Genomic DNA, 12,704 nt, shown 5'->3' with positions numbered 1-12,704 from the left:
ACAAACCGGCTTCAACGCCCTCGGCATAGCCGATTTGCACCGCACCACCACCGGCAGAGGCGTGCGTATTGCCGTGATTGATACCGGCGTAGATACCGAGCACCCGGACTTACGAGGCCGGATCAAGTATTCGGAAAACACCGCACCGGAACCCAGCGATCATAATTTGGCCGACATTCACGGTACGGCGGTAGCCGGCGTATTATCCGCTCACCCCAACAACGGCATAGGCATAGCCGGTATCGCCCCCGAGGCGGAAATCTTGGCATTTCGGGCCTGCTGGCCGGAGAAACCCAATGCCTTGCCGGCACATTGCAACAGCTTTACCCTAGCGTTGGCCTTGAATCAGGCTATCAGAATGAATAGCCATATCATCAATCTGAGCCTGAGCGGCCCCGAAGACCCTTTAGTGCAACAGTTAATCGAGAAAGCGTTGTCCAAAGGCATTATCGTGGTTGCGGCAGTCCCTAGCCAGGACCAAAGCGGTGGTTTCCCGGCCAACATCGCCGGTGTGATAGCCGTTGGTCAGGAAAACAACGGCAACCACCAGCAAATAGCCGCACCTGGTAAAGACATTCTGACCACCGTGCCGCACCAAGCCTACGACTTTATGAACGGCAGTTCCTTCGCCACACCGCATGTGGCCGGCATGGCCGCTTTGCTGTTGCAATTGCATCCGGACTGGAAAGCGGCAGACATCAAACGCCGGCTGGGCAACGACGCCTCGACCGCCAATTTACTGGATTCGAGCACCGCCCTCGCCGTTCCAGAGCGCGCTCACTGATCTTCACAAAAGTCGCCGTCAAGGATTGCCCTTATCCGCCGACTGATTTCGGCCGCGCCGTTAATCGCTATGGCCTGCTGCGGATAAGCCTGATTTATCGTTTCTCTGATCTTGATACTAAGCCGTTCCGGCGGCAGATCGTTGTCGGTTAACGGAAACACAAACCCCTTGCCGGCCAGTTTTTCAATCCGCAGCCCTTGCTCGCTATTGCCGGCGTAAGGATACGCCAACGCCGGCGTGCGGGTGCTGATCACGTCCATCAATGTATTGTCGCCGCCCAGACTGATCGACAACGCCGCAGACTGTAAATTTTCCTGAAAGTTGTGCAAAAACGAGACGACTTGGACATTAGGACTGCTGACCAGCGCTTGCAATTCAGCGATTTCGGTTGCCGAAGCTCGGGAGCTGGTAATCACTAAAAATTGATATTCCGGCAGCAGCGGCGCGGTCCGGATCGCGGCGCGCAACAGCGATTTACCGATTTCGCCGCCGCCTTGGCTGACCACTATCCGGTTTCGTCTTACTGGCCAGCTTGTTGGCGGTGGCGGGCTGACGTAGCCCACGTAAACCAAACGGTCGGCAATTTCGGCGGTCAAGCTAAAGGTTTCCTCGAAGCGGACAATATTCGGATCGCCACGCACGAAAACGGTATGGATATGCTCCCGCACCAGTTTCACCATGCGCCTTTCTGCGTCTAGCGCTGCCGGCACCAAAATTTCCCGCACAAAACAAAAAATCGGAATCGCCCCGCAGCGCTGTCTGACCTTGGCAAATAAACCCAGAATCTCTTGTTTCAAGCGGCGCCGGCCGAACGGGAAAAACTCGACTATTACCGCATCGTAAGGCCAGTTTACAAATTGCTCGATAGCCGCCGCCCGTTCAGCCCAGATACGTTCGATAGGCTCATCGCTGTCCGGTGCGTATAGTTCGTCGCTGGCACTATCGATCAAAATCGTCGGCAAACGCAGATGCCGAAATCCCGGCAATTCCGGCATCTGCTGTAGGCCTTGGCCACCGTGGATCAAGTCCACATCGGCGTAAGCCGACAGCTCGCGGATCACCAACAAGCTGCTGGTCAAATGCCCCAGGCCAACCAGGCTTTGGCAATAAAACAGCATTTTGCGGCGCTTTGCAGGCATGGCAAACAAGCCGCTAAAAGCTGTATTTAAAGGTCAGGTCGAGCTGGAAGGAGTTATTCCCTTCCAACGCGCCGAACGCCGGGCCGGCCATGAAGACCGAACCGGCAAATTGCACCTGCAAATGCTTCCATTCGTCCAATGACAACACCAGATCAAACTCGTCGCCCAGCGTGCCGCTGCGGCCGTTGGGCGTGGCGCGAATTCGCGAATCGCGAATCACCGACGACGGCGTAGCCTGTTCGTAGTGGTGGTAAAGCAAATCGATAGAGCTTTGCTCGGAGATCGGAAAGCCCAGCGCCGCAGTCATGATGTTCAAATTCGATAACTCCGGTCGAAACAGTTCGCCGTAATAACGAAAGCGTTGGCTTCCGGATAATTTTATTTTGTTATTGTGGATGCCTGATTGCCGGTAGCTGTTGTCGGTGCCGTCATCGGGATTGCTGTCGCCGGAGCCGTATGCGTAGCCCAGCGTGACATAGGGTTCGAGGAACAGGTTGCTGTACCAGGTGATGCCGGCGTCCATGCCCCAGGCTGCGACGTGTTTGGGTGTTTGCGCGCCGACGCGGGATACATTGCTGTTGATGTCGGTAAAGGTCTGGGTAGTCTCATCGCCGAACACTAATGCCGAATCCAGCCAATAGCCGATTTTACCGATATGTTCGATTTTGAATTTACCCATGGCTCGGCCGCCAAACCAGGTCAAGTCACCATCGCTGCTGTCTTTACGATTGGCGCGGATCAAGTCGCCGGGGCGTTGATTATCGGAATTGTCGAACTGGCTGAGAAAAAACAAGGATAAATTTTGCTTCGGGTCCCATTGCCAGACCATATCGCCCATTAGCCGTACCACCCGGTCGCTGACCGGATCGATGAAATCCTGATCCGACTGTTTCGAGCCCAGTTCCTTAGCAATCGCCAACTCGGCGAACAGCGTGTCTTCGCCAAAATAAATCCGCGCCGCGTCCAGTTCGTCGTTCCACCACCATTGGCGCTTATCGGCAATGCGTTGCCGGCCCAATTGCAGACTAAACCCCGAATCCAGGAGTTGGTGAATAAACAGCCAGGCCTGGGTCAGTTTGATGCCGGCCTCGTATTGGTCCAGACCGCTTTCTGTGTAGACCTCTGGGTCGTAATACACATCGGACTGCACAAAAAACGATAGCGATTTAGACCACTGGTAAAACAACTCCAGCTTTAAATCTTGGTAAACATTGGCCACGTCGTCATCGCGGCGTGGGTCCAGCCGTCGGTCTTCCACGTAGCGAGGTTCCAGTTCGTAAGCGCCGCCAATGGTCAGCGGATGGCCGAACACATCGACCTTGAACTGGTCAGCCGGCCGTTTATCGCCGGGGTTGATACGTAGCGGCTCTTTTCTGACGGTATCGCCGTTATCCTGGCGGAAGGCGTTGTCTGCGCGTTTTGTGGAAGCCCCTGCTTGTTGGAGACTCGCGTCGGCAAACACAGACAGGCTGAGCAAGGCGCCGCCGGCCAGCAGGGCCGACTTAATTGTTGTTATTTTGAAGGGTTTGGAGCTCATCAGTGGAACGAAAATCAGTGGATGGGTTGATCAGAGGCAAGGCCCAGGGGCGTCAACGGCTTGACCAGGGAATCAAGCGCCAAAGCACCGGTCGCCATATCGACAACGTCTGCGGGACGTAAAAATTCGCGCATCAAGCGGCAGCGCGTATTGGGATGTTCGCGGAATAGCTGCAATACGGCTTGCAGATGCTCAAGGTCGTCACCGTCCATCACGGCGTGGTGCAACATGATGCCCAGTGGTAGCGGGTGCGTCGGATACAACGCCTCTGCGATGGCTTGGCCCAGCGCCATCCAGGGCTGAGCGGATTTGATTCTGATCCCGCACCAATCAATAGCCACCGGAATTTCCCGTAATCTTCCGGTATACAGCGGCGCGGCGCCTAGGTTGCGCGACAGGGCTTGGAAACCCAGTTTGATCAGGCTATCAGCCGTGGTTTGGCTGCAGCGGTTCCAAGGCGGCGTGAAGATGCTGTCCAGCGCCGACCCGAACAGGCACTCAAGCTGGTGTTTGCCAGCCAATAAATCCTTAAATTGCTGCTCTTCGCTACGACTGATGCCGAATTCGCATTTGCGGCCGTGGTTTTCATGGTTTTGATGGCTGCATCCATGTTGATGTACGCCCAACAGAAACGGATTTCGCCGCCAACACCCCAGCAGCGAGTCCGCCAGCGACTGGCTAAGAGCATCGGGAATCACCGCAAGATCGATGGGCGTATGGCAATCCCGAAAGCAGTCCAGCAAGGCATAAAGTCGGTCATCATCCCAACCAGCGTCGTCGTCGCGAAAGAAAATCTGGATGGCTTGTTCTCGGTCATCCAAGGCCATACGCACAGGTCTGAGCCAATCAGCAAGCATGGGCATACTCCTTTGATTGAGCTTCTGGGATAGAGTCGTTTTTGCTGGCCCGCAAGTCCTGAATCAGGCGTACGGTGGTATCGGCCCCAGCCAAATCCAGGCCGGCGGGATTGGGTGAAAAATCCCTTAGTTGCAAAATCCGTTCGGCCAAACGTTGGCCGGTCAATTCGCTAGGATTCAGCATTTCGACTAATCCCAATTCGGCTAACTTTTGCGCCCGCTGAATTTGCTCGTCTTCCTGGCCGCGCACGAACGGCACGACCAGGGCCGGCGTGCCTGACTCCAGAATATCCATCACCGTGTTGTAGCCGCATTGGCTGACCGACAGGCTGTGCGCCTCCAACAAAGGCTGCATCGCCGGCACAGAGCGCAACAGGGTCAGACCCTCCAAGCCTTGGGCTTGCGCCGATAGTTCCTGCCAATCCGCCTCCGGTAAAAACGGCCCGGCGACGATGGTCATCGGTAGTTTTTCAAGGGCCCAATTGATGACATGGGCCTGAACCGCTGCTTGAAACAACGGTGCGCCGACCATGCCGCCACCGGCCGACACCAACACGCCGCTCCGTGGCGGTTTGATCGCGGCCGGCACACGGCCTGGAGCGACAAAACCGGTGTACAGCAGCGGGGTTTGCAAGGGATGACGCGGCTTAAAACTGTCTTCCAAACGGGCAAACCTGGGGTCGGCATGCACCAGCAGGCCGTCGAAATAGCGGTCGGTTATCCAGCGCGCGCGTTCGTCGTGGCGGCTTTGATCCTTGCGGGCGTTGACCATGATGTCGCGCAGACTGCACAGCACCAATGGCCTAGCCTGTTTGTCCCGGCGCGCGATTTTTAATAGCGGCAGCAACTCGCCAGCCAATTTCTTGCGGCCGAATGGGAATAATTCAATCAATACCAATTCCGGCCTGAGTAAGGCATAGGTATCGAGTATCAGTTGCCGGCGCACCGCCAGCGCTTCCTTAACGCTGTAACGCTCATCCTGGCTATACAGCTGATGATCCTCGCCCATGCCCAGCGGCGGCAGATTCAACATATCCAGGTCGCCAGCAGTTGTCTGATGATCGGGAGCCCGTCCGCCGTTCAGAAATGTCACACTAAATTCGCGGCTCAAGGCATTGGCCAAAGTCATGGCTCTGACCCAATGGCCCATGCCCAGTGAATGCTGGCAATACAGCAATAAGCGCGGTTTGTAGTGGTTCATGCGGCACGCAATCCGTGTTGAAGTTTATACAGTTCGTGATAATGGCCGCCCATCTGCATCAAGGCTTCATGACTGCCTTGCTCGACAATCACGCCTTGCTTGAGCACTAAAATCCGGTCGAAATGGCGGATGGTGTGAAACTGATGGGCGATCATCAGCACGGTTTTGCCGCCGTGCAATTGGTCGATGGCATCGCGGATTAGTGCTTGAGACTGGGCATCCACTGCGGAAGTCGGCTCGTCCAGAATCAGAATCGAGGATTGGCGCAACAAGGCCCGCGCCAGACACAGGCGTTGCTTTTGACCGCCGGACAGATTGCCGCCGCTTTCGCCCAGCACCGTGTCGTAACCGTCCGGCAGATTGCGGATGAATTCGTCGGCATGCACCATGCGCGCGGCTGCTTCAATCGCTTCAATCGTGGCATCCGGGCTGCCGTAGCCGATGTTCTCGCGAATACTGGTGCCGAACAGAATCGAATCCTGTAACACAACACCTATCTCCCGGCGCAAGCCGGCGCGTTGATAACGATCAACTTCAATGCCGTCGATGCGCACAACGCCCTGTTGCGGGTCGTAAAGTCGAATCAGCAAGCGGGCGATGGTGGATTTGCCGGCCCCCGAAGCACCAACCAACGCCACCCGTTCGCCCGGCTGAATATGAAAGGAAACATCCCGCAGAATGGGTTTGCCAGTCGGATAGCCGAAGGAAACATTGTTAAATTCGATTTCGCCGCGCAAGCCGCTGGGCACTATCGCATTCGGCGGGTCCTGAATGTCCGGCTCGGTATCCAAAATTTCGCTGATGCGTTCGATGCTGACGCTGGCCTTGGAAAAACGGGTGGCCAAGCGGGTGATTTGCCGAATCGGTTGATACATTTGGGCGATATAGGAACTGAACACGAGCACATCGCCCGGCGTCAGCACGCCGTCGAATACCTGCAAGCAGCCGAACAACACCACGATGCCGGTGCCGATGGCGCTGATGATTTCGATCATCCGCGTCGCGCCAGCTTCGATGCGCGCGGTACGCACGCTTTCGGTCATCGACTGGCTGCTTTCCACATCGAAACGCTCGCGCTCGACATCTTCCATGCCGTAGGTTTGCACCAGCGGCACCGCGTTCAACAGTTCGCTGACCCGCGACGCCAAGCGGCCTTCGTTATGCCGTTGCTTGCGCGCCGAGCGTTTCACCCTGCGGTAAATCAGCACGATAGCCAAACACAGCAGCGGAAAACTGGCCAGCACAATCAAGCTGAGTTTCACGCTCAGGCTGAACATGATCACGAACATGCCCAGGACGGTCAGCACATGGGTGGTGAAGGTCAAGGCCGAATCGGCGTAGACGTCCTTCAAGGTGTTGGTGTCGCTAGTCAGTTTGTTCAGCAACTCGCCAGACGGCGTGCTGCTGTGAAACGCCAGCGACAGGCGTTGCAAATGATCGAACAATTCGCTGCGCAAGGTGTAGACCAATAAATAGCCGATACGCGAGGTCAGGAACAACTGGTAGTAGGAAAACACGCCTTTGCACAGGGCAATCAGCACCATGCTGCCGCACAGGATCCACAACGCTTGTTCGCTGCCGCCGTGCAACAACGGTTGCGCAGCCGCCAGATGGGCCGGCAAGGGATGATTCAGCAACACATGATCGAAAATCAGCTTCATCGGCCAGGGCACGATCAGGCTGGTCAGTGTGGAACCGATAATGCAGACAATCGCCGTGACTATACTGCCGCGTACCCGGCGCAGATGCGCCCATACGATTTGTCTGAAGCGGCTGTTCGATTGGGTTTGGTCGGTCATGGGTAGTTTTCCGGTGAATTCATTCGGCCAGCGGCCAGGGACGCAAAGCCAGCGCAATAAAATCAGCGACCCGTTGCTGGGCTTCTGATTTTTGTTGGATGAAGCAACGGTAGGCGCGGGTCAGCAACTGGCCGCGCAGATGCCAAACAAAGCGTTGCGGGTCGGTTTGGTTGTGGTTGGCTGAATAAGTCGTAAACAGTTGCTGAACCAGTCGGTCTATTACGGCAACCGGATAGGGATAGTTGTATAAATCCGCCGCGAAATTGGCCAAATCCTGCAACGGGTCGCCCAGCGTCAATTCGTCGTAATCAAACAGCGCCAATCGGCCGTCCGCCAACACCAGTAATTGATCGATGTGAAAATCGCCGTGGATCAAGCCCAGAGTTGCAAACTCCGGGCGAGTTTGGCCCAGTTCGCTTAGCAAAGCAGTCAGTTTCGCTTGCTGCGCGGGATAGGCCACGCTCAATTTGTCGGCTTTCTTACGCCACTCTTGCAAGTGCTGCGGCAAGCTTATGGTGGGCAGCGATGGTGGCGGTGTAAGCCGATGAAATGCGGCAAGAGCAGCGACCAGAACCGGGAGTTTGGCTTCTACCTCGCGCGTAAAATCCATCGCCGCCAACGCTAGGCCCTGCAAGCCGTCCAACCACAGGGTCCGGCAGTTGGCAGCGTAAGCCAGTGCTTGGGGCATGACAAAGTCTGCGACTGAAGACGGTTGCTGTTGCAGCAAACCCAGATTTTGATAAACCGTCCGGCCGCGTTGATCGACATAAGTTTTGCCGTAAACCACCCGCGCAGGTTCAGTTTCGCCGGCGGCGAAGCGGTAACGCGCCGTGCAGCGAATTTCCGGCCGGTAATTGACGATCTCGATAGCCGATATTGGCCGTTGTTCCAACTCGGCAATCTGCCGACTATCCATCAACGCCGCCAGCCAGGGCATCGCCGGATCGTCCGGAAAATGCCAGCCCACCATGCCCAGTTCCGCCAGATGTATCGCCCGTTCGCCGTTGGCTTGCGCTTCGCTGTAGGCCTGCTGGCTGCGCTGACCCAGATAAGCGCGGGCGTACAGTATGCGCTGCTCGGCGGTCATTGCCGCTGGATGCCGGCCGCGTAAATGGTAAACCAGCGATAAAAACGAGCGCTCGCGGTTTTCAGCCAGCCGATAGGTTTTGTAACGCGGATGCTGAATCTCGCAGCCGGTCACTTGCCAGTCACCGGCTTGGCATTCGGGCAAATGCTGGTGCAGCGCGGCGGCCATCAGATCGGCATTCAGCAAGGGGGCAAATTGCGCCAAGGGGTTAGTCATGTGCGCAACCCCGCATAGCGCCGGCCATGCTGCTCCCCGCCCAGACGTATCGTCATCACCTCCGCGTTACTGTGTAAATCGATGGCGTACAGGTATTTGTTTTTGATATTGATCTTGGCTACGCCGGCAAAATCGGCGCCCAACAATTGGTTCAAGATGATTTCGTTGGTGTTGCGATGGGCGACGATCAACATCGCCTCGCCGCCGCCGGCCAACATGGCTTGCAGAGTGCTCAGCACCCGCGCGCTAAAATCCGCATACGCTTCACAACCGGGTACGCTGAAGCCGTGTTTATCCAGTTCCCGCGCCGCCCATAACCGGCTGGCCTCCGGGTCGCGCTCGTCAACATGCCGGCCTTCCAAGATACCTAGGCCAATTTCCCGTAGACCCGCCAAAGTCTTGATGGGCAAACCCTGCATGGCCGCGGTGGGTATGGCGGTTTGTATGGCTCGGATCAGGCTGCTGCTGTATATCGTGCTCAAAGTTTCCTGTTTCAGCACGTCCGCCAAGGCTTCAGCTTGCTGCATGCCTTTGGCGGATAGTTTCGCATCGGCTTGGCCGGAAATCCGTTGTTGCAGATTCAATTCGCTCTGGCCGTGACGAGCCAAATAAATCCGCCGAGGCTGATCAGATGAGTACATCGTCCACCCCAGCAGCCTGCCCACAGCGCCCCGCGTACATATCGCTCAGTTCCAGATAGCGTTTAATTTGTTTGAGGCGTGTTTCGTCCAATTGACGCAAACTGCGGCGCACCACTTCGTGTATCAACGCGGCGGCAACCTGCCAACGTAAATCCGCCAAATTCAGCGTCTGCCGACGGTGACGTTGGTAACTCAATACCAAGCGATTGACCAGTGGATGGATGGATTCAATCGAAGCTGCATCGCGGATGCCGTTTAAATAAATATTGGCGATCAGGCTGGCCAAATCCAGCAGCGGGTCGCCGAGGCATACGCAGTCCATATCGATCAAGCCCAAGCGCTGACCATCATATAAAAAGTTATTCAGTTTCAAGTCGTGGTGCAGCGTCGCCAGCCTAGATGGCGTTTGAAGCGGCGCCTGCGCCAACAAGCTGTTTACCGAGCGGGCAATACGGCCGGCCCATTCCGGGCAAACTTGCTCGGCCAGCGTTGGCGTATCCAACAAACCCTGCACCACATCGCTTTGCGTGTAACATCTTGGCGTATCGATATGGCAGGCGTGCAACTCCGCCACGCACTGTGCCATCTGATCGGCCACTACCCCATCACGATCCGCCTGCAACTCCGCCCACGTCAAAGCCTGACCAGGCAGATGGGCTTGCCAAAGTGTCAACGTGTCCGCGTCAAAAGCCAACGCCTCGGCGCCCCAGTTAAATGGTCCGTTAAGTTGGCGCATGACGGCAAAGGTTTCGCGGCCCGCATCATCGGCATAATTTTTGGCGTACACCAGCCGCGGCTGCGTTGATTCGGCAGTTTGCGCGCTGTAACGAAGCATGCAGGAGCGCTCGGCAAGATAATGCAACACCTCGGATTGCAAACCTTCTACCGGCATGCCAAGCAGGTCGGCTGCTTGCAGGCGGATTGCCATTGCTTGGTGGTCCAGCAACTTGGGCAGATGGCGTAGTTTGCGATCATACGGAAACGCCCACACCAGCATGGCCGGGTGTTGCAATAGTGTCAGCGCGCCTTTTGCCAAGTCGGGCCGTTTGGCGAGCTCCCGTTCAAATTCGCGGTTAACCTCAGCCGGCGAACATAGCCGCCCGGTGGCGAAGCGGGTGTGCGGATTGTTAGATTGTCCAGTCCAGCGATAGCCCACCAATAGGCTCTTCCCCGGTTTGTAACGTTTTTCGCCGATCTGCCAGCCGTTTCCGGACGATTGACTGCTCGCGCATTCCAGCAGCCAATCCAGCAAGGGCCCCATCAAGGTTGGATTCAATGCCTCCGACATCTGCGGAAATTGCGGGTCTTGACTCATGCCGCGCGCTCCCAAACCGCCGATGGTGTTGGATTGGTCGGGCTTAGCCGATAATTTAACGTAACCGGTTTGTCTATGCTGTCCACCAGCGTGCGGCCTGCAATGCTCAGACTTTCGATGGCATCGGCTTGCAAGCTGACGATCTCCCCCAGCAGATTGCGACGCACGAACAATAGCCGCGCCCGGCAGACAATATCCGCAAAGCGGTATTCCGCAGGCTTATTGAGATGGCTAACAAAAAAACAGTCGCTATAAACCGTGCCGGTGGTCTTTAGCGTAATACTCAGGGCCATGGCCTGCATTGGCGTTGCCGGATGCTGCGACTGACTGACCGGCAAGCTGTCGATCCGGATGTCAGGCGCGTCATCGCGATAGGGATACAGCACGGTTTGAAACCAACGGGTACCGTCGCCCTCTTGGCTGAAACTCAGCACCGGCGCGGCGTGTTTGACGCCATACTCCGGCGAAAACCAGCCCGATTCAATGCGCATCGCCACCTCGGCACGCGGCGCCTGCGCGATTATTAGGTTAGGCAGGCAAACGCCCTGGCCTTGCCGATTATTCAGGGACTGAATTGGCGCTGACCATGGTGGCGGCAGATGAAAAAATTGTTGGTAGCGATGACTGGTACAGCCGCTTAGCAGGTCGCTGATAATCCAGTACTCGTTTTCGGCATAGAAGATGCTGCGCTGATGATCGACTTCGTAACGCGGGCTGAGGGCGCGGCCATGCACGAAATCAAAGCCTTGATTCGATTCAAAACGGATTACCGCAGCATGGGGTTGCGGGCCGACCGGTTCATGACATTGGTAGGCCATTTGATCCTTGCCATCGATCATGACGGTGTTGTGGGCGGCGGTGCCTTTAAACGCATGCCGCCAGTTGACGTCGTCGCTTGGGTGTTCGTGATAGGTATAACGGCCCGGATCGACGATCAAGGAGCGGCCGAAAGCGGCCATTTCAAAACTTAACAAGTCATAATGGCCGTGGCTGCCAAAGCCCAAATCGCCGCAGTCGAAAAACAGATAACGGCCGTCGGCATAAGGCCGTTCGGCCCAGTCGCTGCGCAGAATGCAATAACCGCTGTCGGCAAACAGCCGCGAGCGTTGCGTCGGCGGCTGGCCTTGCTTGCCTTGGCTGAGCACATAGCGCAGCGCGTCGCTGGGGTAATAGCGTTCGGCTTTACCCAGTAGCGATAGATAACTGTTGACGTCGCCGTCGTTGATGGCCGGCAGCCAGCCGTCGGGTTTGTGGGCGTAAATCGAAAATTCCAGGGCTTTTTCAATGACGGCATCGAATGGCTCGGGCAAGTTCACGCCGTTTAAATCCGCCAGTTCGCGGACCCGTAAAAAGTTCTTCAATACGGTGTGGTGATAGTCGGTGGACAGCTCTTTTTGCACGCCGTCGGCCAGGAAATCCTGGCGTAGATTGGCCAGCAGTTCGCTCTGGGCAAAGGTCAGTAACTCGGCCGAAGCGCTAAGCTCCGGGAATAAAATCGCAACCGTGAAAATCGCCGACAGCTCGATGGTGCGGTGATTGCCTTCCTGGGTGAGATTGCGGCTGAGAAATAGCGCCTGCGACTGTATTGATTGCAAAAAAGCCAGCAAAAATTCGGCGTTTATCGCTTGGCAGTGCCGGCCCGGCACGAAGTAATGGTAAGCCAGCAGCCATTGCTGCAAGCGGCGGCCGGTCACCTGGCTGTTCACGAAACCGTCCGGCACTTGCTTGATCCAGGAACCGACCAACGCCACCCATTTATCGGCATAACGTTCGTCGCCGCTGTAGTCGTAAGCCAAGGCCAGATCGCGGGCGTAGTAAAATTTGTGCAGCAGAATCAACCATTCCAGATCGACGCTGGGGTTATGCAGCCAGTCAAATCCGCTGTCTAAACGGTGGGTTTCGTTGTTCAGAGTAAATTGGTTGTCGAGAATAGGTGCCGCGCTGGCGACATGTTTGGCTTTTCCGAGTTTGAGCGGAAAATAGTTATCCACGGCGCGTTGGCGAAAATGAACCAGCACCTCAGTAGGTGACCACGCAGCGAACGCCGGCAGCAATAACGCAGCTATACCGGCGCCTGGGTTGCCTGACAAGATTGATCTATCCATCCCGCGAAATTCGGGTTTCATCA

10 protein-coding genes are annotated in these 12,704 nt (G+C 56.4%); 1 reads left to right on the top strand and 9 read right to left on the bottom strand.

What is annotated here, in order from left to right; all coding sequences use genetic code 11:
• Positions 1-34: 34 nt before the first annotated feature.
• Entirely contained in the window at positions 35-784 is a 750-nt protein-coding gene (locus tag CWO84_RS25090) for a S8 family serine peptidase (protein ID WP_240618134.1), read from the top strand.
• Here CWO84_RS25090 and CWO84_RS23540 read toward each other — a convergent pair.
• The 9 genes from CWO84_RS23540 to CWO84_RS23500 are packed head-to-tail and all read right to left on the bottom strand — an operon-like array spanning position 778 to position 12,702.
• Complete coding sequence (locus tag CWO84_RS23540; RefSeq protein ID WP_033158026.1) at positions 778-1,923, bottom strand: glycosyltransferase; 1,146 nt, start codon at positions 1,921-1,923, stop codon at positions 778-780. The genes CWO84_RS25090 and CWO84_RS23540 overlap by 7 nt on opposite strands.
• 13 nt (positions 1,924-1,936) lie before the next feature.
• The gene (locus CWO84_RS23535; protein WP_033158027.1) at positions 1,937-3,460 is read right to left on the bottom strand and encodes an alginate export family protein; all 1,524 of its coding nucleotides are present in this window, start codon (positions 3,458-3,460) and stop codon (positions 1,937-1,939) included.
• 14 nt (positions 3,461-3,474) lie between these two features.
• A complete protein-coding gene (locus CWO84_RS23530; protein WP_051670226.1) occupies positions 3,475-4,317 on the bottom strand; it encodes a hypothetical protein in 843 nt (280 codons plus the stop codon).
• Complete coding sequence (locus CWO84_RS23525; protein ID WP_101055594.1) at positions 4,307-5,518, bottom strand: glycosyltransferase; 1,212 nt, start codon at positions 5,516-5,518, stop codon at positions 4,307-4,309. Before CWO84_RS23525 ends, CWO84_RS23530 begins: the two co-directional genes overlap by 11 nt.
• Positions 5,515-7,317 (bottom strand): ABC transporter ATP-binding protein, encoded by a 1,803-nt coding sequence (locus CWO84_RS23520; RefSeq protein WP_101055592.1) that lies wholly within the window; start codon positions 7,315-7,317, stop codon positions 5,515-5,517. The genes CWO84_RS23525 and CWO84_RS23520 overlap by 4 nt, the downstream gene beginning before the upstream one ends.
• 19 nt (positions 7,318-7,336) lie before the next feature.
• Complete coding sequence (locus CWO84_RS23515; protein WP_101055589.1) at positions 7,337-8,620, bottom strand: aminoglycoside phosphotransferase family protein; 1,284 nt, start codon at positions 8,618-8,620, stop codon at positions 7,337-7,339.
• Positions 8,617-9,261, bottom strand: coding sequence for a histidine phosphatase family protein (locus CWO84_RS23510; RefSeq protein WP_101055587.1), 645 nt, complete (start codon positions 9,259-9,261; stop codon positions 8,617-8,619). The genes CWO84_RS23515 and CWO84_RS23510 overlap by 4 nt, the downstream gene beginning before the upstream one ends.
• Positions 9,248-10,576, bottom strand: coding sequence for an aminoglycoside phosphotransferase family protein (locus CWO84_RS23505; protein ID WP_101055584.1), 1,329 nt, complete (start codon positions 10,574-10,576; stop codon positions 9,248-9,250). The genes CWO84_RS23510 and CWO84_RS23505 overlap by 14 nt, the downstream gene beginning before the upstream one ends.
• On the bottom strand, positions 10,573-12,702 hold the full coding sequence (locus CWO84_RS23500) for an alginate lyase family protein (RefSeq protein ID WP_165786423.1): 2,130 nt from the start codon (positions 12,700-12,702) through the stop codon (positions 10,573-10,575). Before CWO84_RS23500 ends, CWO84_RS23505 begins: the two co-directional genes overlap by 4 nt.
• Positions 12,703-12,704 lie beyond the last annotated feature (2 nt).

Source organism: Methylomonas sp. Kb3 (assembly GCF_002834115.1).
Classification (GTDB): Bacteria; Pseudomonadota; Gammaproteobacteria; order Methylococcales; family Methylomonadaceae; genus Methylomonas; species Methylomonas defluvii.
Note: the sequence above shows the minus strand (reverse complement) of the source record. Positions and strands in the feature narration are given on the sequence as shown.